The sequence below is a fragment of the Methylomagnum ishizawai genome (assembly GCF_900155475.1).
Lineage (GTDB): Bacteria > Pseudomonadota > Gammaproteobacteria > Methylococcales > Methylococcaceae > Methylomagnum > Methylomagnum ishizawai_A.
In genome coordinates this window covers 3,705,394-3,726,786 of record NZ_FXAM01000001.1, presented here as the reverse complement: position 1 = coordinate 3,726,786, position 21,393 = coordinate 3,705,394, and the positions used below count along the sequence as shown (strand labels likewise).

Below are 21,393 nucleotides of genomic sequence, written 5' to 3'. Positions count from 1 at the left end.
GGGGTGGAGCGATAGCCGGGCCTGCCAGCCAGTGGCTGAAAACCAAGCTATCGCTTTTGGCAGGGCGGCGCTCGCCGATGGGCTGCCGCCGCCGTGGGCGGAGAACTGCCGGGGCGGTCGTCCCGGTGGCTCCGGGAAACGGGCCGGGCCTGCGTTTCAAGGGTTGCCGGACCGGCGCAGCGCGGCGATGGCCAGCACCAGCCAAGCCGCGAGGAAGGCCGTGCCGCCGAAGGGCGTGATCAGGCCCAGCCAGTGCCCTCCGCCCAGGCTAAGCAGGTACAGGCTACCCGAGAACAACAGTATCCCGGCCAGCATCAGGCCACCGGCCCAGCGCAATAATTTGAGTCCGGGATGGCGCTCCGCCCATAGGCCGACGAGGCCCAATCCCAGGGCGTGCCACATTTGGTAATCCACGGCGGTGCGGTAGGTGGCCATCTGGGCCTCGGTCAGCGTGGATTTGAGTCCGTGTGCCCCGAACGCGCCCAGGGCCACGCCCAGCCCGGCCGCCGCCGCCGCGTAGAATAGGAAGGATCGATGCATGATGTGGAATCCGGAAGCGAAGTCCTGGGGATTGTAACCTTTGACGGCGGGGCCGGGCTGGGATGAACAAGAAAATGCGAGGCGATCCATGACACGATCCGTTCCGATGAACCCCCGGATGGCAGACGGTGGCAAGGCGCTGGTGTTGCATGACGACCCGTCCGGTGTCCGTCCGTTGGTGGCCGGCTTGGCGGCGCGGGGTTTCGTGGTGGTCGAGGCGTGTTCCGGCGAAGCCGCTCTCGAAGCGTTGCGGTGGTCCGTCCCCAATATCGTCTTCATGGATGCCGCCCCCCTGGGCCGGGATTGCTATGCGGTGGCCCGGCGCATTAAGGCGGCGGCGGGCGGGTGCTTCGTGCCGGTGATTGTCCTCGCCACCCCGGTCGAGGCGCACGAACTGGTTGGCCGGATGGAGGTGGACCGGGACGAGGGCGCGGACGTGGACGATTTCCTCGCCAAGCCGGTCGATCCAGTGCAACTCCGGGCCAAGCTCGCCGTGTTCGGGCGGGTGGCGCGGCTGTGTCGTACCGCCCGCGCCCAGCAGGAAGAATTGATCTTCAAACAGGAACTGGCCCGGCAGGTCTACGCCAAGACTGCCCTGGCCGATCCCGCCCAACTCGCCGCGATCCACGGCCTACAGCGCCCGGCCTCGGTTTTCAGCGGCGATATCCTCTTGGTCGAGCGCAGCCCTTCCGGTGCCTTGCATGTGTTGGTGGGGGATTTCACCGGACATGGGCTGGCGGCGGCCATCGGGGCTTTGCCGGCGGCGGATGTGTTCCGCGGTATGACCGCCAAGGGCTTCGCGCCCGCCGAAATCCTGGTCGAGATCAACCGCAAGCTGCGGCGTACCCTGCCCACCGGCATGTTCCTGGCGGCGGCGCTGGTCTGCCTGGATGGGGAGGGCCGTTGGGCCGGTATCCGCAACAGCGGCCTGCCCGATGTGCTGGTGCTGGGCGGGGCGGCGGGGAGCCTCAAGGAGCGCGTGCCTTCGTCCTCGATCCCCCTGGGGATATTGGACGAAATCGGGCCGTGCGAATTGCGCTGGGTCGCGGTCGATCCGGGCGACCAGATCGTGGTCATGACCGATGGTATCGTCGAGGCCCGCGACGCCCAGGGGGAATGCTTCGGCGAGCAGCGGGTCTGGTCCTGTTTGATGGGGGGCGGGAGCGTGGGTGCGTTCGGACGCTTGGTGGACGGGTTGGACCGCTTTACCGCCGATGCGCCGCAGGAGGACGATCTCACCTTGGCGCTGATTCCCTGTGGCCGGTCCGCGCTGGACCCGCCCGTCGCCGGCACGGCCCGCAGGGACGCGGTCCCGTCCGCGCTCGGCCCGACGGTGGTCCCGGTGGTCGATTGGCATTGGGAATTGGAACTGGGCGCTTCCGCTCTCAAGCGCCTGGACGTGGTGCCCTTGCTGGTGGATACCCTGGTCGATCTGCAAGGCTTGAGAGTGTGCCGCCAGCCCGTGTTCACCATCTTATCGGAGTTGTTCAGCAACGCCCTGGACCATGGGGTGCTGCGGCTGGAAGCGCGAATCAAGGCGGACCCGGAAGGGTTCGCCCGCTATTTCCGCGAGCGGCGCGAGCGCCTAACCGGGCTAGAGCGTGGACGCATCCATATCAGCCTCGCGGCCCGGTCGGACGCCGATGGCGGATGGCTTGAAATCGGTATCGAGGATGACGGACCGGGCTTCGATTACGAGCGCTGGCGGCGTGGTTCCCGCCAATCCCCGCCCCACGGTGGGCGGGGCATCGGCTTGGTCGAGGATTTGTGCGAGTCGGTGGAGTTCCTGGGGACGGGGAACCGGGTGCGAGCGGTCTACCGCTGGTGAGCCGGGCACCGGGCCGTGCCGTCACGGTACCGCCAAGCAGGCTCCGTGGCCGGCCCGCGCCCCGCCGAAGCGGTAGTCGTTGGACAAACAATGGTCCAGCCAGCGGGCCAGGAAATAATTCAGCCCCCATTTGTAATCCAACACCCGGCGCGGGCTGGGCGCGGCCTCCAGCGCGTCCCAAACCGAAGGATGGTCGGTGTCGCACAGCGCCTCGGCGGTCTTGGCGTCCAGGCAGACCCTGATCCTGACCTTGGGTTCCAGCGCCATGCCCTGGCCAGGGGCGAAGGCGTGGGTCAGTTCCAGCAGCAGGGTATAGCGGGAGCGTTTCAGCACATGCAGGTGCAAGGCGGGTTTGCCCCCGGCCAGGGCGGTGGCGGACGCCTCGATCCCGGCGAGGCCGGGGATGAGGTCGGAGAGCTTTTGGTAGTTGGACTCGCAGACCTGGTGCAGCCAGAACGCCTTGTCCAGGGGGTGGAAGGCGCTCATCAGGGTTCGGAGTAGGTGGCGCAGGCGCTGGCGGTTTCCCATAGGGTCACGCTGGCGACCGCGAGTCCCTGGCTTTGGGCGTGGCGGTAGATGAGTTGGGCGAGGTATTCCGCCGTGGGATGCTCGTCCAGCAGCGAGTAGCGCTCGCCGGCCGCGGCCAGCAGCGGGACCAGCGGGTCGTCGCGGTGCAAGAGGAGGTTGTGGTCGAGTTCGCGGTCGATATAGTCGGAGGCGATGCGGGCGATATCGGCGAAATCGCAGACCATGCCCTGTTCGTTCAATCCGGCGGCTTGGACCGTGATGGCGGCCTTGACGCTATGGCCGTGCAAATGGCGGCATTTGCCCGGATGCCGCATCAGGCGGTGGCCGTAGCAGAAATAGACTTCTTTGGTGATCGTGAACATCTTCGTCTAAGACCGCCCGGACGGGGCCGGGCGGGATGGGTTCGGGCCGGTGATGGCGGTATTCCTGTCGGGCTTGGGCGGACAGGGGATGTTTCATTCGTCCTTGATGCCCTTGATCGCCCCGGCGATGCGGTATAGCCCATCGGCGTCCCCGTCCTTTTCGCAACGCACCACTTCGAGATAGGCGGTCAGGGGTGGGGTGATCTTATGGTCGGGGACGAGGTGGACTTCCGCCGCCTTGCCCGCTTCCAACGGCTTCGGACCCTGGAACAGGATGCCGGAGCCGCTGAGGTTAAGGCATTGGCCGTCGGTATAAGTTTCCTCCCCGGCCAGCCGGTACCGCATTTTGCACTCGGCCTGCATCCGGATGAAGTCGCGCTTTTCTTCGTAGTCCAACATGGGGGCTCCTCGGGTTCGGTGGGACATTGTAAACGAAAGTGTGTAGCGGATGCCCATGACCGGCGGGCCCACCAGGGCCGTCAGGCTTGGGCGGGCGGGATGGATTGAGGGAAATGGAACAGGTTGGTGGGATCGACGCGGGCCTTGATTTTCCGCAGCCGGGGTAGGTTGGTCCCGTAATAGGCGGTTTCCCAATTTTCCAGCGACGGATCGACGAAGTTCTGGAACGCGCCGCCACCCGCCAGGGGCGTGATTTCCCGGTAGAAGCCATCCTGCCAGCGGTGCATCCACTGCTGTTCCGCGGCGGATTGGTCGCCCTGCCATTGGATGCCGATGGCGGCCAGCCATTGGCTGGAGCGATGCACGAAGGCGCTGGCGTCCGCCGAGGGGTCGTTGACCGCGCCGCCGGTCTGGAAAAACTTGATGAGCCCGCTGCCCTCCGCGAGGTTCCAGCGCCGCAGCCAGGCGCGGATGACGGGAATGGCGGCTTCCGGAAACCCGCCGTTGACGAAGCGCGAGCGTTCCTGATAGTGGCTGGCCCCTTCGGGATCGACGATATAGCTCTGTCCCGTCCAGTAGTGCATGCGGTCGATGATTTGGTGGGTGGGTGTCGCCATCAGGAAAACGGGTTGGAGGATATCCCGCAACTCGTCCACGGAGCCATTGAACTGTCCCAATAGGGTCACATCGATGCCCCGCGCCCCGCTGGCCGCGTCCAGGCCCGGCGCGAGGCCGACCCGCGATCCCAGGCCGCGCGGGGCCGCTTCCAAAGTCTGGAACAGCGTGGCGATGAAGTCGTCGGACACCGCGCTCCATTGCAGCGAGAACACCGCGACCCGGTCGATGGCGAAGGTGTCCAAGGTGAACGCGGTGTTGATGCCGAAATTGCCGCCGGCCCCGCCGCGGCAGGCCCAGAACAGGTCCGGGTTCTGGGTGGCGCTGGCCGTCACCAGGGAGCCGTCGGCCAGGACGATCTCGGTGGAAACCACCTTGTCGCTGCCGACGCCGTTGGCCCGCATATCGAAGCCGATACCGCCACCCAACAGGAAGCCCCCGGCCCCGACCGTGGGGCAGCGGCCATGGGTGACGGAGCGCCCCACCGCTTGCAGCGCCGAATAGAGCGCCCCATTGAGCGCGCCCCCGCCCACCGTGACCCGGCCACTCGCCTTGTCGTAGCTGACCCGGTTGATCGCCGACAGATTGATCATGAGCCCCGAGGTACACGAATAACCCGCGTAGGAATGTCCACCGCCGCGGGCGACCAGCGGTATCCCGTGGTCGGCGCACCAACGCAGGCATTGGGCGATGTCCCCGGTGCTGGCGCAGATGGCGATGGCTTCTGGCAGGATCGAGGCATAGCGCAGGTTGTTCGGCAAGGCCAAGCTGGAAAAGCCGGGTTGACCGGGCCGCAGCAAGCGGCCTTGCAGGCGGAGCGCCAAGTCGCGCCATGCCTTGGGCGGGAGGGTGGCTTGATCTGCTGTTTCGGGGAACACCCGTTCGGCCCAGAGTCCACCGAGCAGGGTGGTCCCCACGCCCAGGAAATTGCGGCGGCTCATCGCCATCGGGGGAATGATCGGCCCGGCCAGGGCGTCTTCGTTGGGATGATGGTTCATGTCATGCGCTCTCGTGGTGTTGTTCTGATTGAGCATATGGCTTACCCCAGGTTGGCGGGGCGGCTTACTGTGAATGGCGGGTTATAGTCTAGCGAAATTGCGTGGCGGCGCATCATGCCGGAGCCAAGTCCAAAGGGGGGAACGGATACTCTGGGACGAGGTTTGGCAAGGCGGGGGCTTTATGTCATATTGCGCCCCCTTGTTTATCCCAACCCCTTGAATCCCATGAGCAGCCAATCCATCGTCCTGACCGGCATCACCACCACCGGCACGCCCCATCTCGGCAACTATGTCGGCGCGATCCGCCCGGCCATCGAGGCCAGCCGCCGCCACGATGTGCTGCCGTTCTATTTCCTGGCCGATTACCACGCCCTCATCAAATGCCAGGATCCGGAGCGGGTGAACCGCTCCACCCTGGAAATCGCCGCCACCTGGCTGGCGCTGGGGCTGGATACCGCCAACGCGGTGTTCTACCGCCAGTCGGACGTGCCGGAAATCGCCGAACTGGCCTGGATGCTGAATTGCGTCACCGCCAAGGGCTTGATGAACCGCGCCCATGCCTACAAGGCGGCGGTGCAGGCCAACGAGGATTCCGGCGAAGGCGACCCCGACAAGGGCGTGACCATGGGCCTTTTCAATTATCCGGTGCTGATGGCGGCGGATATCTTGATGTTCAACGCCCACAAGGTGCCGGTGGGCCGGGACCAGGTGCAGCATATCGAGATGGCGCGGGATATCGCGGGCCGCTTCAACCATCTCTATGGCGAGCATTTCGTGTTGCCGGAAGCGGTCATTAGCGAGGACACCGCCACTTTGTCGGGGCTGGATGGCCGCAAGATGAGTAAGAGCTACGACAATGTCATCCCGATCTTCCTGGCGGAAAAACCGTTCCGTAAGCTCATCAACAAGATCAAGACCAACTCCCTGGAACCGGGCGTCCCCAAAGACCCGGATACCTGCACGCTCTATAGTATCTACAAAGCCTTCGCCACCCCGGAGGAGACCGCCGCCATCCGCCGCCGTTATGAAGAAGGCATCGGTTGGGGCGAGATGAAGGGCGTGTTGTTCGAGTACCTGAACGAGCATTTGAAAGCGGCGCGGGAGCGCTACGATGCTCTGATGGAAGCGCCGGAGAAGATCGAGGAGGTGTTGCAGGAAGGCGCGGCCAAGGCGCGGGAATATAGTGCGCCCTTGATGAAGAAGGTGCGGGCGAGTGTGGGGATTAGGCCGTTGTCGCGCTGAACCCGCCGGAAAATCCCGCGTTTCCCCGTTTCCAGGCTTTCCATAGAGGACTCCCCATGCACACCCTCATCATCGGCTCCGGCATGGCCGGCATCACCTTCGCCGAGGAACTCAAGAAACATAGCCCCGACAGCGCCATCACCGTGCTGACCCAGGAAACCCACGGCTACTACTCCCGCCCCATGCTGTCCCATGGCTTCTCGCGGGACGATGTGGAAACCAAGATCATCCTCAAATCCTTCGAGGACTTGCGGAAAGCCGGTATCGAAATCTTGACCCCGGTCGAGGCGCTGGCTGTGGACCGTGCCGCCAAGACCGTGCGATGCCGCCGCGCTGGCGAGGAATTCAGCCTGGGCTACGACAAGCTGGTGCTGGCTACCGGCTCGGACGCCCTGGTTCCGCCGCCGTTCCGGGCTTTCGGGGATTTCCGGGTGGTGAACAGCCTGGACGATTTGATCGGGCTGCGTCGCGAGCGGGCCGCTATTCTGACGCGGGGCGAAACCCCGCGTTGGGCGGTGGTGGGTGGTGGTTTGATCGGCTGCGAGGCGGGTTCCGATCTCGCCAAGGCGGGCGATGCGGTGACGCTGTTCCATGCCCTCCCGAGGTTGATGGAGCGGCAATTGGTCGAGGCGGATTCGGCCACTTTGCTCCAGGTGCTGACGGGAATGGGGATCGAGGTGCGGCTGGATGCCGCCGTGCAGGGTTTCGAGCGCGACGGGGCGCATTACGCGGTGAAATTGGCGGATGGGTCGGAAGGCGGTTTCCACGGCATCGTGGTCGCCTGTGGTTTCAAGCCGCGCACCGCCCTGGCGCAGGCGGCGGGTCTTCCGGTGAATCGGGGCATCCGGGTCGATGCGTTCCTCCGCACCCTAGACCCGGATATCCACGCCCTGGGCGATGCGGTCGAATGCGCCGACGGGCGGATTTATGCCTATGTCATGCCGATCCGCCAGCAGGCGTTGTGGCTGGCGCAATACCTCGCGGGCAAGACGGCGGAGCCTTGGCTGCCGCCCACGTTCAAGCCCCGCGCCAAGGTGCATGGGTTCACGGCGGCGCATCCGTATTTGTTCTGAGCGCCCAGGCCATCCGCGCCCGGCACAGGTCGCGGATGGCCTGGTTGTGGTTTAAGGCGCGGGGTTCGGCGGGCATATCCGGCTTATGAAAGCGGCTGTGAAATTACCTTTTTCCGTGGTATCTGGATGTTGGGTGGCCGGGTTGTTCAAAAAGCCGATATATTCCCCGGTGAATAGGGTATTGCTCGCGAACTGGCCGAATAGGGCGTGGTTCCAGCCATTTTGGGGAGAGAAGGCCGTCGAGCGGATGCGGTCGCCTTTTTGAAACCATTCGCCATTGGCACCGGGGAAGCTCAGGGAATACCAAGTGCCGTTGGTGAGATAACACACTTGGTTCACCGTTCCGAAATTGAGGCCGGATTCCCGGTAAGAGCGGATTTCCCACAGCCCGACCGGTGTTGCGGCGAAAGCAGCCGAAGCGCTCAGCAATAGTCCCAAACCCAGCAGCGAGCGGAATAGGGTGGATTGATTCATGGTAATATCCTCGCGCAAAATGATCGGGCGGAAATAGGGGGTATTCCCACCGCTGGCCCGATGGCGGCGGCGTTGATCATTACTATATTCCTCGCCCTGGATTATCCTAGGCGAATAATGCGCGAACTTGATGTGAAAAGGTGTGTGCGATTGGGCTTGTGGCGCAAGCGCGAGCTGTGGTAGCGGGCGGGGACAGGCCGGGAGATTACATCCGCCAGATCAGCAACCGCGTCCGCCGCCCATCGTCCAGGGTGAGGACGTGGTCGGGCACCCAACCCGGCACCTCGAAGCTATTGCTGACCAAGAGCGAACCCGTCCGCATTTCGCGCCGGGCCTTGAGCCAGAGTTCCGGCATGGGCTCGGGCGACAGGAAGGCGTAGACCACGTCGTACCGGCCCAAATCCTCGCTCCACAAATCGCCCCAGCGGATACGGAGATTGGCCCGGCCCCGCGCCCGGAGCCAAGCCCATAGGCAAGGCAGCGGGGCCGACTCCACGCCTTGGAACACACCATTCGGGAAGCGCCGGGCCAGTCGCGCCAAACCGCCGCCCAGGCCGCAACCCAGATCGACCAAGGCGAAGGCCCGCTTTTTCGGTAGCAGCCCGGCCAGCGCGTCCCAGGTGGTGGAATTGCTGAGATAGAGCGGCACCCGCCCGCCCGGAGCGCCCCGGAACACCAGCCACAACAGCGCGAAACCCGCCAGCCAGACCCATGGCGGCGCGTGCAGCCCAGCCGCCGCCGCCGCCAGGGCGGGCACGAACCCGCCTTGTATCCACCGCCACCACACCGGCAAGCGCCAGGCCCAGCTCAGCCCCAAGGCCAGCAGGCCATCGAGTCCGGCCAGCGCGGGCGTGGTCGTCCCGATTCCCGTCAGCAGCCCGGCCTTGAGCGCCAGCGCGACCGATCCCGCCGCGACGAACTGTGCCAGGACGACCTTGATCCAGAGCGCTGCGTCCATGCCGTTCAATGGTCTGGTGGATGGGCCGGGGCGGTGGGCGCGGGCGGCGGTGCGCCGCTTTGCCGCCCGGTCAGCGTGCCCGGAATGATGCCCGGCTTCGCCAGGCTGGACTTGCCGCCGCCGGTCAGCGTGCCGGGCACGCCCTTGGGCGCGGGCGGCGGCGGCGGGGGGGATGGGCGGCGGCTTTGGCGGCCTCCTTGGCGGCTTCGAGCGCCTGCATGTTCAGGGGCTTTTGGGCCGAGACATTCATGCTGCCATCGCCCTCGGTGATTTCGTCGGCGGTGTGCTTGTTCATCACCGTGATCGAGATGCGGCGGTTGGTGGCGTGCAAAGAATCGTCCTTCACCAGGGGCACGCTGGACGACAAGCCCACCACCCGCATCATCTTGTCTTCCTTGAGTCCGCCGCGGATCAATTCCTTGCGGGCGGAGTTGGCCCTGTCGGCGGACAGTTCCCAGTTGCTATAGCCCTGGCCGCCGCCGGGGAAGGGCTTGGCGTCGGTGTGGCCGGCGATGCTGATCTTGTTGGGCAGTTCGTTGATGACCGGGGCGATCTCGTGGAGGATTTGCGCGGCGTAGCCCGCCATCCGGGCGCTGGCCGATTCGAACATCGGCCGGCCTTCCTCGTCGATGATCTGGATGCGCAGGCCGTCCTCGGTGATGTCGATCTGCAATTGGTTTTCATAGGGCAGCAGCAGGGGGTCGGTTTCGATCATGTTTTCGATCTTCTGCTCCAGGGCTTCGAGCTGGGCTTGGTCCTTGCGCTCCAAGTCCTTCTCGTTCTGCGCCTCCTCCGATTCCCCGGCCTCGGCGGTGATGTCCTGCTTGCCCTTGTTGGTCAGTTTCACCTGGCCTTCGGATTGGGTGAGGTCTTCGCCGCCACCCTTGATGATGCTGGTGGCGTCGCCGGTATTGGCCCCGCCCGCGACCGAGGGTTTCCAGGGGTCTTTGAAATATTCGGCGATGCCTTGCCGGTAGGAGGGATCGGTGGTGCCCAGCAGCCACATGAGCAGGAAGAACGCCATCATCGCGGTGACGAAATCGGCGTAGGCCAGTTTCCAAGCGCCGCCGTGGTGGCCGTGTCCGCCCTTCTTGACCTTCTTGACGATGATGGGTTGGTTCTCGGCCATGGCGGCGGCTCCGGCGGGGCGCGGTTATTTGCTGCTCTTGAGGTGGGATTCCAGTTCGCTGAATTCCGGCCTTTCGGTGGAGTACATCACTTTGCGGGCGAACTCCACCGCCGTGGGCGGGGCGTAGCCGCTCATGGAGGCGATCAAACCGGCCTTGATGCTGATGTAATACTTGGTGGATTCGCCCAATTGCTGTTCCATCAGGTTGGCCAGGGGGCCGATGAAGCCGTAGGAGATCAGGATGCCGAGGAAGGTGCCGACCAGGGCCGCCGCGATCAGTTTGCCGAGTTCGGCGGGCGGGATGCCCACCGATTCCATGGTATGCACCACGCCCATCACCGCCGCCACGATGCCGAAGGCGGGCATGCCGTCGGCCAGCTTTTGCAGGGCCGAGATGGGGACGTGGCCTTCCTCGTGGTGGGTTTCGATGTCGAGGTCCATCAGGTTCTCGATCTGGTGGACATCCAGGCTGCCGCTGGACATCAGCCGGAGGTAGTCGGTGATGAACTCGACCGCGTGGTGGTCGGCCAGCACCAGGGGCGCGGATTTGAACACCTCGCTTTGGCCGGGGTTTTCCACGTCGCCCTCGATGGACAGGAGGCCGTTCTGGCGGATTTTGAGGAAGACCTTATAGAGCAGGGTCAGGGTTTCCAGGTAGAAGGCCTGGTTGTACTTGGAGCCTTTGAGGCTGCCGATCACCGCGCCCACCGTGGCTTTCAGCACCTTGGGGCTGTTGGAGACCACGAACGCGCCGCCTGCCGCGCCGAAGATGATGATGACCTCGTTGATCTGCATCAGCACCCCGAGGTGCCCCCCGGCCATGATGAACCCGCCTAGGACGGCGCCGATGACGATGACATAACCGATGATGACGAACATGATGGGTACTCTTGTAGGTACTTGGGTTGTGCCGCGCCCCCCGATCTAGGGCGTTGACAAAACTTGGAGTCCAAAGCTTGCTTTGGACTCCAGGGTCCGCTTGGCCCGGCGGCTATGCTTCTAAAGGTAGCACTTGGCAGGGTTTGTGAAGCCTGGGCGGACCCGCGCCGCCGCCGTGGAACACTTGAAAAGGAGGGTGTCCGGCCCAATATGGGAAACGCGGAATTTCCATGAAGGCGGCGCTTGCGCCCCGAATGCCCCGACGGCGGGGAGCGCCGCCTTGTCCCCTCCCATCCACTTCCCGTGAGGACTATCGAGACTATGACAGCAGTCGCCGACACCAAGGTTACTTTGGGCTTCGAGGCCGAAGTCAAGCAAATCCTGCATTTGATGATCCATTCCTTGTACAGCAACAAGGAAATCTTTCTGCGCGAACTGATCTCCAACGGTTCCGATGCGGCGGACAAGCTACGTTTCACCGCGTTAGGCGACGATGGCCTGTACGAGGGCGATGCCGAGCTGAAAATCCGGGTCGAGTTCGACCAGGGCGCCCGCACCCTCACCATCACCGATAACGGCATCGGCATGACCCGCGACGAGGTGCGCGACAACATCGGCACCATCGCCCGTTCCGGTACCCGCCATTTCTTCGAGGCGCTGACCGGCGACCAGGCCAAGGACAGCCAGCTCATCGGCCAGTTCGGCGTGGGCTTCTATTCCTCCTTCATCGTCGCCGACAAGGTCACGCTGGAAACCCGCAAGGCCGGCGAACCCGCCGCCCACGGCGTGCGCTGGGAATCGGCGGGCGAGGGCGATTTCACCCTGGAATCCATCGACAAGCCCGAGCGCGGCACCCAGATCACCTTGCACCTCCGCGAGGGCGAGGACGACTTCCTCGACGGCTGGAAGCTGCGCTCGATCATCCGCAAGTTCTCCGACCATATTTCCCTGCCCATCGTGATGCTCAAGGAGAGCTATGGCGAGGAAGCAGGCGAAGCGGAAAAGACCATCGAATGGGAGACCGTCAACAGCGCCTCGGCCCTGTGGGCGAAGAACAAGGACGACATCACCGACGAGCAGTACACCGAGTTCTACAAGCACGTCTCCCACGATTTCCAGGAGCCGCTGGCGCGTTTGCACAGCCGGGTCGAGGGCAACAACGAATATACCTTGTTGCTGTATCTCCCGGCCCGCGCCCCGTTCGACCTGTGGGATCGCGACACCAAGCACGGCGTCAAGCTGTACGTGCGCAAGGTGTTCATCATGGAGGGTTCGGAGAAGCTGATGCCGCGCTATCTGCGCTTCGTGCGCGGCGTGATCGATTCCGATTCCCTGCCGCTGAATGTCTCCCGCGAAATCCTGCAAGAAGACAAGCTCTTGGAAAAAATCCGCTCCGGCGCGGTGAAAAAGGTGCTGGGCTTGTTGGAAGACCTCGCCAAGAACGAACCCGAGAAATACACCACCTTCTGGAAGGAATTCGGGCAAGCGTTCAAGGAAGGCCCTATCGAGGATTTCAAGAATCGCGAGCGTATCGCCAAGCTGATGCGGTTCGCCTCCACCCACACCGATAGCTCCGAGCAGACGGTGTCGCTGGACGACTATATCGCGCGGATGAAGGAAGGCCAGGACAAGATTTATTTCATCACTGCCGAGAGCCACGTCGCCGCCAAGAACAGCCCGCATTTGGAACTCCTCCGCAAGAAGGGGCTGGAAGTCCTGCTGTTGAGCGACCGGGTGGACGATTGGCTGGTGGGCTATCTCACCGAGTACGAAGGCAAGCCACTGCAATCGGTGGCGAAGGGCGATCTGGACCTGGGCAGCTTGGCCGACGAGTCCGACAAGCAGCATGTCGAGGAAGCCAGCAAGGAACTGGAACCCTTGATCGAGCGTATCAAGAGGGTACTGGGCGACAAGGTGGCTGAGGTGAAGGTGTCGGCGCGGCTGACCGATTCCCCGGCCTGCTTGGTCAGCGACACCTACGGCATGAGCCGCACCATGGAACGCATCATGAAATCGGTGGGGCAGGGCGGTGGCGTGCCGAACAGCAAGCCGATCTTCGAGATCAACCCGGATCATCCCTTGGTGGTGCGGCTGAAATTCGAGCCGGACGATGTTAAGTTCGGGGACTTGGCCCACGTCCTGTACGATCAGGCCGTGTTGAGCGAAGGGGCGCAGTTGGAAGACCCGGCGGCGTTCGTGAAGCGGCTGAATGCGCTGTTGCAAGGGAGTTAAGCGGCGGCCTTTAGGGCTTTGAGCCGTTTTGGGAGGGCGGGCCTGGGGAACTGGGGCCGCCCTTTTGTTTTGGGGGCCGTAGCGGAAAACCAAGCACGCGAGTCAGGAACCCGCCCGCCCATCCGCCGGTCTCATCGGGCGGGGCGATGGGCGGATTTCCCACCCGCCCGCATAACCACAACCAGCCACCCGAGGAGGATTTATGAAGACCAGCCATCTCATGTTCGCCGGTGTCGCTTTCGCCGTCGTGGCCGAAGCCCTGTTATTGGCGGGCAATAAAAATGGGGAAGAAGAATGGGCCAGCTTCCGCGACGCCCACCATTGCGTGCCGGTGGCCGCCACCGATGGCAGCAACCGGGCCGGCTACCAGTGCGATGACGGGCAGGTGCATTACCGTTGGCGGCAAATGCGTTGAAACGACCGGATTCCCGCCGCTCCCCCACAAAAAAGGCCGCTGACGCGGCCTTTTCCATTCCACCGGGTTTGTCCCGTCATTCGGCGTAAGCGCCCAATTCCCGCCATCTTTGCCGCAACGCCGCTTCCTGGAATTTGAAGCTCTTGTACAGGAACAGCAACACGCCCCGGTGCCAAGCGCCGAGGGTGTGGTTCCGCACCCATTCCGGCAACAGGCGGAAGGCTTGCAGCGCGACCAGGCCATATTGGTAAGCCAGCGAGAAGATACTGCTGTCCAGCGAGGACAGGAGCGCCATCGAACGCACCCGGCCCCTGGGGCTGGACCGCCAGTAGGAAAAAATGCACTGGCTTAACAACAAGGCTTCCGGCGTCTCGGCCAGGAAGGCCTCGCGCAGTTCCTCCGCCAGGGTGCGGCGGGTGAGCTGCAGCCTCGCACAGACGCGGGAATATTGGCGCAGGGCGGCGGGTACATCCAGCTTGGCTTCGCGCAGGGCGTCGCGCAGCACCAGGGCGTCCTTGACGGCGGCGGTGATGCCGGAGGCGGTCAGGGGATGGCAGCAGCCGCGGGCGTCGCCGACCAGGGCGACGTTGTGCTTCACGCTCTGGGCCGGGATGATGCAGTAATTGGCGGCGGCCAGGGGTTTGCCCTCGGCCAGCTCCGCCTCCACATCGCGCCGGAAGCTGGGCGGGAAGGCGTTCAAATGGGTCTGGATCGAGTCCTTGGCGTCGGCCCCCTTGAGGATTTCGAACATCACCCTGGCCCGGCCCCCGCCGATGCCATAGGCGTAGGAAACGCCCGCCGGATTCAAGAAGATATTGCCGAAACCTTTGTGCGGCAGATGGATATCATCGACCTCGACCCCCATCATGCCGGAATAGCGCTGGGTGACATGGGTGATGCCGATCATCTTGCGCACTTGCGACATCGGGCCGTCGGCCCCGATCATCAGCTTGGCATCGACCCGGATTTCGCCTTCCTCGGTGCGGACCAGGGCGGTATAGCCGCCTTTTGTTCCCGCTTCCATTTCCGTGACCCGCGCCCCGGACCAGACCGTGACGCCGGGGAAACCCTGCACCGTGTCCAGCAGGTGATCCTTGAGCAGGCGGTGTTCGATGGCCTGGCCGTGGGTGCCGGTGCCTTGGGATTCGTCATAGGGCAGCAGCACGGTGGATTCGCAGGCGTCGGTCACGGGTTCCCCGCCCGCGAACGGAAACACCGCGAAGCCCTGCACTGGCGCTCCCAAATCCAACTCCCCATCGAGGAGGCCCAATTCGCGCAGGCCGTTGATGCCGGGCGGATGGATCAATTCCCCGGCCAGCCGCCTGCCGTGGGCGGAGCCCGGCTCGACGATCAAGACTTTCAGCCCCAGGGGCGCGAGCGCCGCCGCCGCCGCCGAACCGGCGATGCCTCCGCCCGCGATCAGAACATCCACGTCCTGCCGCGCTACCATTTCTTTTTCTTGCATATTCGATCCCGATATTCAATGAAACAATGAGGTCGAAGGCCGCCCAGCCGGCGGCCCATGAAAAGCGTTGCCCAAGGCCAACCCGGTTGCGTCCGGGGCGGATATTTTCTTAGCGACGCACCGTGTCCGCCTTGACCACGAACAAGGTCCGGCGAGTTAGCGTGTTCCGTGGAGCCGGGCGTGGCGGGCCAAGGCCCAGGCCGGGAAATACGTGTGGTAAAGCCGGTAATCGAGCATGGCCGCGCCGAAGAACACCCCGTTCACGCCGAGCCGTGGCCAATCGCCGTCGGCTTGTTGTTGGGCGGCGAGCCAAGCGATACCCTGGGTGATCGCGGGATGGTCCGGTGGCAGGATATCCAACAAGGCCAGCAGCGCCCAACTGGTCATCACCACCTGGCTATGGGAATGCTCGACATAGCGGCCTTCGAGGCAACCGGAATAATGTTCGCCCCAACCGCCGTCGGCGCGTTGCTTGCCGACCAGCCAAAGGGCGGCGGCTTGCAGGGCGGGGTCGCTGGCCGGGATGCCCGCCGCCCGCAAGCCCTTGGCGACATGGAAAATCGCGTAGGTGTAATTGATCCCCCAGAATCCGGCATAGGCGCCGTCCGGCAATTGGGCGGCCCGGAGCAGGCGGATGGCGCGATGGATAGCCCGGTCGATCCCGCCGTCCGGGTCGGGATAATGTTTCCGGTAATCGGCCAAAGCCGCCAGCGACGAGGCGGTGCATTCGATATAGGACAACTCGGTCATGCACTGGCCGAACATCTCGGAGGGATTGATCGTCTCCAGCAATTTCCCGGCGCGGCGGCTTTCGTAGGTGCCGAAACCGCCGTCGGCGTTCTGGCGCGATAGGATGAAAGCCACGGCCTGTCCCAGCCGTTCCGCCTCGAAAGGCTGGATATCCCGATATTCGGGGCGTTCGCGCAAGGCTAAAAGGGCGCTCACGGCCTCGGCGGTGCAATCGCTGACCGGCCAGCGGTGTTGCCCATCGGAGAAGCACCAGCCGCCCACCGCCGTATCCCGCCAATACTCCCGATAATTGGGCAGTTCCTCGGTCATCTGGGCCTGCTTGAAGAAGCCGACCGCCCGGTCCATGGCCGCCACCGCGCCGGGCACCGTGCCGGGCGCTTCCATGAACGCCTGCACCACGAAGGCGGTGTCCCAAGTGTTGGAGCGCGCCCCGACATAGCGGATGCCTTCGGCCTCGTCTTCCCAACGCCAAGCTTCGGCCCCGTCCAGGCTGGCCCGCAATTCGGGATGTTGCGGATCGTGGGCGAAAATGGCGAGGCAGTTCAATAGGCCGTTGACCGGGGAGATGCCTTGATAGCGGGTGCTGCGCTGCTCGTACAGGATGCGCTCGAAACAGGCCGCCAGCGCCTTGCGGCGCAAGGCTTTGGAATGCCAGCGCTCGTAGAGGGCCAGCCCGTCGTAGAGCGTCCGCAGCAAGGGGCTGATGGGCACATAGACATCGCCCGGCGCGAGGGCATGGCGCAGCCGGGCGAAATCGATGGCGGCGTAGGGTTCCGTATAGAGTTCGGCCCGGAGTGCTTCCCGCAGCCCATCCGGCAAGGGCGCGACGAAACGCAGCCCGAACAAATAGGCGATTCCCAGGTAGATCAAACGGGTATGGCAATAGAAGCGGCGGGGGTGGAACGGCAGCGCTTCGGGCAGGATGAACAACTCGGGCGGGACCGAATTCAATCCCGCGTAGTCATAGAGGCCGAGCAGGGCCAGCCAGAATTTGCCCCAGGTCGGAATCCCCTGCACCCCGCCGGGTTGGGCGTGCAGCCAAGTCCGGGCGCGGACCAACAGGGGGTCGGTGGCGGGCAAGCCCAGGATGCGCAGCGCCACATAGGCCAGGGCGGTGAAGAATACATATCCCGGCGATTCGGGATGCATCCCCCAAGCGCCCTCGGCGTCCTGGTAATGGGCGAAATGGCGGACGATGCGGGCGCGTTCGTCCTCGGAATAAGGGCGGCCCGCCACGGTGCGGACGATGACGGTCTGGGCCAGGATCATGGTGCACCAGACCATTTCGCCTTCCCAATCGCCGTGGTCGCCCTGTAATTCCAGGAGGCGCGCCAAGGCCCGCCGTCCGGCCTCCCGTTCCGGGCCATGGGCCGGAGTCGCCATGGGCGCACGCGGGAGATCGTTGAACTCGGTGGTTTGGTTGTTCAAGGTCTGTTTTGGGTGGAGGATGGGACGGGGGGGCTGGATCGCCGGGCCGGGAAGCCGGTTGCCGCGTCATGGGATGGACCTTATCGGGCCGGGATAAGGTTAATTGATGATACCGGTATGCCTTAAAACCGAAGTTATTGTGCGGGAAAGCCGCGCATCCGTCCAGTTCCCTCTTGGTGGACGCTGGGATTCCCGCCCGTGTCCCGTGGAACGGAAGCCCGGCTCCGGGCTTCCGTTCCGGCCGCGATTCAAGCGGCCCGCGCCGTCGCCCAATGCACGATGGCGCCCAGGGCCGCGCCCATTTCCGCCAGGCTGATCCTGCCGTCGTGGTCGGTGTCCATGGCGTCGAACACGGCGTCGGTGCCCAGCCATTCCTCGCGGGTCACATAGCCGTCGCCGTCGTGGTCGTAGAGTCCGAACATCCCTTCCGACACCACTTTGCCCAGGGCCGCGCCGTCCTCGATCTGGGCCAACCGCGCCGATAGCAAAGCCTCGGTGCTTTCCAGCGCCTGGGTAAAGCCCCGGATGCCCTCGCTGAGCTTGTCGCTGGCCATGCGGTCGGCGGCGTGCATCCGCTCGAACGTGGCCAGGTCCATGGGGATGGGGGCGATATCCAGATCGGCGGCGGCGCTGGGGTCGAGCTTGCGCGGCAAGGGTCCGTCGCCGGTTTCCAGTTGCTTGAGCAGGGCCGGGGAAATGGTCAGGAGATCGCAGCCGGCCAGTTCCAGAATCTCGCCCAGGTTACGGAAGCTCGCGCCCATGACCTCGGTCTTGTAGCCGAATTTCTTGTAATAGTTGTAGATGCGCGTGACCGACACCACGCCGGGGTCGTCGGCGGGGGCGTAGTCCTGGCCGGTTGCCTTCTTATGCCAATCGAGGATGCGGCCCACAAAGGGCGAGATCAGGGTGACGCCGGCCTCGGCGCAGGCGATGGCTTGGTGCAGGCCGAACATCAGGGTGAGGTTGCAATGGATGCCCTCGCGCTCCAATTGCTCGGCGGCGCGGATGCCCTCCCAGGTCGCGGCGATCTTGATGAGCACCCGCGAGCGGTCGATGCCCGCCGCCGCGTACTGGGCCATCAGGTCGCGGGCTTTTTCCACCGTGGCGGCGGTGTCGTAGGACAAGCGGGCGTCCACCTCGGTCGAAACCCGGCCCGGCACGATGTCCAGGATACGCAGGCCGAAGGCGATGGCCAGCCGGTCGAAGGCCAGGGCCACGACCTGGGCGCGTTCGGCGTCCGGTCCCAGGGCCTTCCTGGCTTGCAGCAAGGTGCCGTCCACCACTTCGCGGTATTCCGGCATCTGCGCGGCGGCGGCGATCAGGGAAGGGTTGGTGGTGGCGTCGCGGGGGGTGAAGTTGCGGATGGCTTCCAGGTCGCCGGTATCGGCGACCACGACGGTCATGCCGCGCAATTGTTCCAAGAGATTGCCCATAGCCTGAATCCTCGTGAGTGGGGTTTAACCCGGTGTATGTTCGTTCGCCAAGGCCCGTTCGGTGATGTCGTGGTAGAGCGAAACCGCCTGGGCGCACAGGGCTTGGTATTCGGGATGCCGGTCCACCTGGGGCATGATCTGCTCGGCATCGGCGAACACCTCGCGCAGGAAGGCGATATCCCATTCGTCGAGCTTGCCGCCTTGATCGACCTTGTCCTTGAGCGCCAAGGCTTTGGGCAGGCGTTGGGTGGTGAAGCGGGTCAGCAGGGCGGTGGCGATCCCTAGGTCTTTGCTGGATTCGGTCATGGTAGCCTCGCGATGTGAAATAAAGCCTCATGGCGGGGCTTATTAGAACACCGGGACTATTTCGATTGGAGGGATGCTGCTGTCCGGTTTGGGGCTGATTATTGCGGCCCGCCGCCGCGCTCGCTTGCGCGGACAGGAACGGGCCGCATTCCAAGGCCGCGCCCGGAGGCGGCCCTTGTCATGGGCCAAATAGGTTCGGAGGGCGGGGAGGCGTAGCGCGGAGGGACGGTGCCGACCGCGCTTGCTGTTGCCAAACGTGGTTCAGGCGAAGAACAGATCGACCCCCACCACGCCGACGGGCGGCAAATCCCCGAAAGTCGCCATCTTGAAGACCAGATCGGTATCGGCTTGGAAGCCTGGGGTATTGTCGTTGACGACCACATAGGCGTTGTAATACCCGCCGATGTCGACGACAGCGGCGCTATTGAGGCCCAAGGGTTGATTGCCCGCCAACTTGCCATTGGCATCCGCGAAGACTTGGTTGATGGACGCCAGCGACGGGCTGAAATCTTGATCCGCCGCGCGGGTGAATGCGACCGGCTTGGCCAAGGCGCCCCCGCTTACGGAGAGCAGGTCGATTTTGTCCTTGCCCACCGAAAATCCATCGATAATATCCGGCGCGCTGAGCAAGGATTCCTTGAACTGGAAGATATAGGTATTGGCACCGGACCAATCGCTATAGGAATCCTGGCCCGGTCCGCCATTCAGTTTATCATTGCCGCCTTGCCCGTCCAGATAATCCTTGCCGGCCTCCCCCAGCAGCGTATCGTCATCCGCGCCGCCATAGAGGAAGTCGTCGCCATTGCCGCCCCTCAGGTTATCCCAGCCATCGGAGCCATATAGGGTATCCTTGCCGCCCGCCCCATTCAGCTTGTTGCCCAAGCCATTGCCGGACAGGATATTGTTCAGCGAATTGCCGGTGCCGTCCAAACCATTGCCGATGATAGTCAAGTGTTCCAGGTTATCGCTCAAAGTATAGCGCTTGCTGGAAGAATTAACCTCGTCGAGTCCGGCGGAAGCGTCCTCCACCACGATATCGCCGGGATTGTCCACATAATAGGTGTCGTCGCCACGCCCGCCGACCAAGGTATCTATACCCTGGCCCCCGTCCAGAATATCGTCCCCATCCAGTCCAGATAAGCTATTGGCGGCGCTATTGCCCGTGAGACGGTTATCCTGGCTGTTGCCGGTGCCATTGATGGCGGCGCTACCCGTGAGTTTGAGTGCCTCCAGGGTTTTTCCCAAGGTATAAGAAACCGAAGATTCGATCTGGTCATAATCAAAAGTACCGGTTTCCACTACGATATCCCCGGTATTATCGACGATATAAAGATCGCCCCCGGTCCCGCCGACCAACTTGTCCGCGCCCGCGCCGCCGTTGAGGATATCGAAACCATCGTCGCCTTGCAGGCTATCCGCGCCCGCCCCGCCCAGCAAGGTATCATCGCTGCCGCCGCCGACCAGGGTGACGGAACCCAGGGTGAAGGCCGAGGCATCCAGCAGGTTCCAGCTATTGCCGCCGGTCAATACCGCCTGCTCGATATTCAGCAAAACATCGACGCCATTCCCCACCAAGCTGTTATTGCCGAGTATGAATTTCGCCAAATTGCCGGATTCGACCACCTTGTCGAGGCCGGCACCGCCGTCGAGGACGTCGCTGTTCAAACCGCCGGTGAGATTGTCGTTGCCGTTCCCGCCATAGATCGTATCGTCGCCAGCACCGCCATTGATGGTGTCGTTGCCACCTTTGGCATTGATGGTGTTTTCATCGTCGGTGCCGAGTAGGGCGTTAGCCGTATTATCGCCGTTGATGACGGTGCCGGGTTGGGTGGGCGAAGGTATAGAAACCCTGAGTTCATAAAGTCCCGTGGCCGAGCTGGCGAAAGACCATTTGGCCCCGGTGACGCCGACCACATATTTGCCCGCCGCCAAGCCGGTGAGGTCGATGCGATAGGTATAAGGGGAATTCGGGAGCTGGTAATTGTCGGCCACTTCCACATACTTATCGCTTTGCGCGTCGTAGCGGTATAGGGTCATGGCGTAATGGGCCTTGATATTCACCACGTCGGGTGAGTTCAGCTCGATATAGCTATTGATGGGGGCGGTGCCATCGAATTGGAAATCGTAATAATCGATCACGTCGCTGGACGCGCTGTTGGAGATGCTTTCCAGTATCCCGGTGCCGATATAGGTTCCTGCTAATATTCCAAGGCCGCTGGCGAGGCCCGGTAAGTCGTTGTTGGCGGTATCGATCAAACCTAGATTTTTAGCCATGTTATCGCACCCTATGGGTTATTTATTTTTGAGAATTCTTGGGGGGATGGTGCAGCCCGGCGGTC

Annotated in this window: 20 protein-coding genes; 5 read left to right on the top strand and 15 right to left on the bottom strand. The window is 63.6% G+C overall.

Annotation, left to right across the window (positions count from 1 at the left end):
- Positions 1–156: 156 nt before the first annotated feature.
- Positions 157–540: a DUF423 domain-containing protein gene (locus B9N93_RS16630; protein ID WP_085216309.1), complete on the bottom strand. Its 384-nt coding sequence runs from the start codon at positions 538–540 to the stop codon at positions 157–159.
- A 106-nt stretch (positions 541–646) separates the two neighbouring features.
- On the opposite strand from B9N93_RS16630, the gene B9N93_RS16625 reads away from it, so the two are divergent.
- The gene (locus B9N93_RS16625; protein ID WP_176225298.1) at positions 647–2,368 is read left to right on the top strand and encodes an ATP-binding SpoIIE family protein phosphatase; all 1,722 of its coding nucleotides are present in this window, start codon (positions 647–649) and stop codon (positions 2,366–2,368) included.
- Between the two features lie 21 nt (positions 2,369–2,389).
- Here the strand turns inward: B9N93_RS16625 and B9N93_RS16620 are convergent, their stop codons facing one another.
- From B9N93_RS16620 to B9N93_RS16605, 4 genes are all read right to left on the bottom strand, one after another.
- Positions 2,390–2,854, bottom strand: a complete 465-nt coding sequence (locus B9N93_RS16620; RefSeq protein WP_085215369.1) for a DUF1249 domain-containing protein — start codon at positions 2,852–2,854, stop codon at positions 2,390–2,392.
- The gene (locus tag B9N93_RS16615) at positions 2,854–3,258 is read right to left on the bottom strand and encodes a 6-pyruvoyl trahydropterin synthase family protein (protein ID WP_085215368.1); all 405 of its coding nucleotides are present in this window, start codon (positions 3,256–3,258) and stop codon (positions 2,854–2,856) included. Before B9N93_RS16615 ends, B9N93_RS16620 begins: the two co-directional genes overlap by 1 nt.
- A 93-nt stretch (positions 3,259–3,351) precedes the next feature.
- Complete coding sequence (locus B9N93_RS16610) at positions 3,352–3,657, bottom strand: PilZ domain-containing protein (RefSeq protein WP_176225297.1); 306 nt, start codon at positions 3,655–3,657, stop codon at positions 3,352–3,354.
- An 80-nt stretch (positions 3,658–3,737) separates the two neighbouring features.
- A complete protein-coding gene (locus B9N93_RS16605) occupies positions 3,738–5,270 on the bottom strand; it encodes an FAD-binding oxidoreductase (RefSeq protein ID WP_176225296.1) in 1,533 nt (510 codons plus the stop codon).
- Positions 5,271–5,495: 225 nt separating this feature from the next.
- On the opposite strand from B9N93_RS16605, the gene B9N93_RS16600 reads away from it, so the two are divergent.
- The gene (locus B9N93_RS16600; RefSeq protein WP_085215365.1) at positions 5,496–6,512 is read left to right on the top strand and encodes a tryptophan--tRNA ligase; all 1,017 of its coding nucleotides are present in this window, start codon (positions 5,496–5,498) and stop codon (positions 6,510–6,512) included.
- Between the two features lie 56 nt (positions 6,513–6,568).
- Positions 6,569–7,585 carry an NAD(P)/FAD-dependent oxidoreductase gene (locus B9N93_RS16595; protein WP_085215364.1) on the top strand — a complete coding sequence of 339 codons (1,017 nt, stop codon included), beginning with the start codon at positions 6,569–6,571 and terminating at the stop codon, positions 7,583–7,585.
- Positions 7,586–7,636: 51 nt separating this feature from the next.
- On the opposite strand, the gene B9N93_RS16590 is transcribed toward B9N93_RS16595, so the two are convergent.
- The 5 genes from B9N93_RS16590 to motA form a co-directional block, all read right to left on the bottom strand.
- On the bottom strand, positions 7,637–8,059 hold the full coding sequence (locus B9N93_RS16590; RefSeq protein WP_085215363.1) for a hypothetical protein: 423 nt from the start codon (positions 8,057–8,059) through the stop codon (positions 7,637–7,639).
- A gap of 205 nt (positions 8,060–8,264) precedes the next feature.
- Positions 8,265–9,017, bottom strand: coding sequence for a hypothetical protein (locus tag B9N93_RS16585; RefSeq protein ID WP_085215362.1), 753 nt, complete (start codon positions 9,015–9,017; stop codon positions 8,265–8,267).
- 5 nt (positions 9,018–9,022) lie between these two features.
- Positions 9,023–9,157, bottom strand: a complete 135-nt coding sequence (locus B9N93_RS26420; RefSeq protein WP_254899414.1) for a hypothetical protein — start codon at positions 9,155–9,157, stop codon at positions 9,023–9,025.
- Positions 9,142–10,146, bottom strand: a complete 1,005-nt coding sequence (gene motB / locus B9N93_RS16580) for a flagellar motor protein MotB (RefSeq protein ID WP_085215361.1) — start codon at positions 10,144–10,146, stop codon at positions 9,142–9,144. Before motB ends, B9N93_RS26420 begins: the two co-directional genes overlap by 16 nt.
- 24 nt (positions 10,147–10,170) lie before the next feature.
- Positions 10,171–11,025, bottom strand: a complete 855-nt coding sequence (gene motA, locus B9N93_RS16575) for a flagellar motor stator protein MotA (RefSeq protein WP_085215360.1) — start codon at positions 11,023–11,025, stop codon at positions 10,171–10,173.
- A 321-nt stretch (positions 11,026–11,346) separates the two neighbouring features.
- Between motA and htpG the strand changes: the two genes are divergently transcribed.
- Positions 11,347–13,257 carry a molecular chaperone HtpG gene (gene htpG / locus B9N93_RS16570; RefSeq protein WP_085215359.1) on the top strand — a complete coding sequence of 637 codons (1,911 nt, stop codon included), beginning with the start codon at positions 11,347–11,349 and terminating at the stop codon, positions 13,255–13,257.
- Positions 13,258–13,459: 202 nt separating this feature from the next.
- Entirely contained in the window at positions 13,460–13,672 is a 213-nt protein-coding gene (locus B9N93_RS16565) for a hypothetical protein (RefSeq protein WP_085215358.1), read from the top strand.
- A gap of 76 nt (positions 13,673–13,748) precedes the next feature.
- Here B9N93_RS16565 and B9N93_RS16560 read toward each other — a convergent pair whose 3' ends face one another.
- The 5 genes from B9N93_RS16560 to B9N93_RS16540 all read right to left on the bottom strand — a co-directional run bounded on the left by B9N93_RS16560 (position 13,749) and on the right by B9N93_RS16540 (position 21,328).
- Positions 13,749–15,137, bottom strand: a complete 1,389-nt coding sequence (locus B9N93_RS16560; protein WP_303246065.1) for an FAD-dependent oxidoreductase — start codon at positions 15,135–15,137, stop codon at positions 13,749–13,751.
- 156 nt (positions 15,138–15,293) lie between these two features.
- Positions 15,294–17,315, bottom strand: coding sequence for a 2,3-oxidosqualene cyclase (locus B9N93_RS16555; RefSeq protein ID WP_254899413.1), 2,022 nt, complete (start codon positions 17,313–17,315; stop codon positions 15,294–15,296).
- A gap of 248 nt (positions 17,316–17,563) precedes the next feature.
- Positions 17,564–18,748, bottom strand: coding sequence for a transaldolase (locus B9N93_RS16550; protein WP_085215357.1), 1,185 nt, complete (start codon positions 18,746–18,748; stop codon positions 17,564–17,566).
- A 24-nt stretch (positions 18,749–18,772) separates the two neighbouring features.
- Positions 18,773–19,054 (bottom strand): hypothetical protein, encoded by a 282-nt coding sequence (locus B9N93_RS16545; protein WP_085215356.1) that lies wholly within the window; start codon positions 19,052–19,054, stop codon positions 18,773–18,775.
- A 261-nt stretch (positions 19,055–19,315) separates the two neighbouring features.
- Positions 19,316–21,328 (bottom strand): calcium-binding protein, encoded by a 2,013-nt coding sequence (locus tag B9N93_RS16540; protein WP_085215355.1) that lies wholly within the window; start codon positions 21,326–21,328, stop codon positions 19,316–19,318.
- Positions 21,329–21,393: the final 65 nt, after the last annotated feature.

What these genes read in the sequence shown, in the direction of transcription:
- motB (WP_085215361.1), bottom strand. Translation starts at nt 10,146, where the DNA reads ATGGCCGAGAACCAACCCATCATCGTCAAGAAGGTCAAGAAGGGCGGA.
- B9N93_RS16625 (WP_176225298.1), top strand. Translation starts at nt 647, where the DNA reads ATGAACCCCCGGATGGCAGACGGTGGCAAGGCGCTGGTGTTGCATGAC.
- B9N93_RS16600 (WP_085215365.1), top strand. Translation starts at nt 5,496, where the DNA reads ATGAGCAGCCAATCCATCGTCCTGACCGGCATCACCACCACCGGCACG.
- B9N93_RS16620 (WP_085215369.1), bottom strand. Translation starts at nt 2,854, where the DNA reads ATGAGCGCCTTCCACCCCCTGGACAAGGCGTTCTGGCTGCACCAGGTC.
- B9N93_RS16605 (WP_176225296.1), bottom strand. Translation starts at nt 5,270, where the DNA reads ATGAACCATCATCCCAACGAAGACGCCCTGGCCGGGCCGATCATTCCC.
- B9N93_RS16615 (WP_085215368.1), bottom strand. Translation starts at nt 3,258, where the DNA reads ATGTTCACGATCACCAAAGAAGTCTATTTCTGCTACGGCCACCGCCTG.
- B9N93_RS16550 (WP_085215357.1), bottom strand. Translation starts at nt 18,748, where the DNA reads ATGGGCAATCTCTTGGAACAATTGCGCGGCATGACCGTCGTGGTCGCC.
- motA (WP_085215360.1), bottom strand. Translation starts at nt 11,025, where the DNA reads ATGTTCGTCATCATCGGTTATGTCATCGTCATCGGCGCCGTCCTAGGC.
- B9N93_RS16545 (WP_085215356.1), bottom strand. Translation starts at nt 19,054, where the DNA reads ATGACCGAATCCAGCAAAGACCTAGGGATCGCCACCGCCCTGCTGACC.
- B9N93_RS16585 (WP_085215362.1), bottom strand. Translation starts at nt 9,017, where the DNA reads ATGGACGCAGCGCTCTGGATCAAGGTCGTCCTGGCACAGTTCGTCGCG.
- B9N93_RS16630 (WP_085216309.1), bottom strand. Translation starts at nt 540, where the DNA reads ATGCATCGATCCTTCCTATTCTACGCGGCGGCGGCGGCCGGGCTGGGC.
- B9N93_RS16560 (WP_303246065.1), bottom strand. Translation starts at nt 15,137, where the DNA reads ATGCAAGAAAAAGAAATGGTAGCGCGGCAGGACGTGGATGTTCTGATC.
- B9N93_RS16595 (WP_085215364.1), top strand. Translation starts at nt 6,569, where the DNA reads ATGCACACCCTCATCATCGGCTCCGGCATGGCCGGCATCACCTTCGCC.
- B9N93_RS16565 (WP_085215358.1), top strand. Translation starts at nt 13,460, where the DNA reads ATGAAGACCAGCCATCTCATGTTCGCCGGTGTCGCTTTCGCCGTCGTG.
- htpG (WP_085215359.1), top strand. Translation starts at nt 11,347, where the DNA reads ATGACAGCAGTCGCCGACACCAAGGTTACTTTGGGCTTCGAGGCCGAA.
- B9N93_RS16540 (WP_085215355.1), bottom strand. Translation starts at nt 21,328, where the DNA reads ATGGCTAAAAATCTAGGTTTGATCGATACCGCCAACAACGACTTACCG.
- B9N93_RS16590 (WP_085215363.1), bottom strand. Translation starts at nt 8,059, where the DNA reads ATGAATCAATCCACCCTATTCCGCTCGCTGCTGGGTTTGGGACTATTG.
- B9N93_RS16610 (WP_176225297.1), bottom strand. Translation starts at nt 3,657, where the DNA reads ATGTTGGACTACGAAGAAAAGCGCGACTTCATCCGGATGCAGGCCGAG.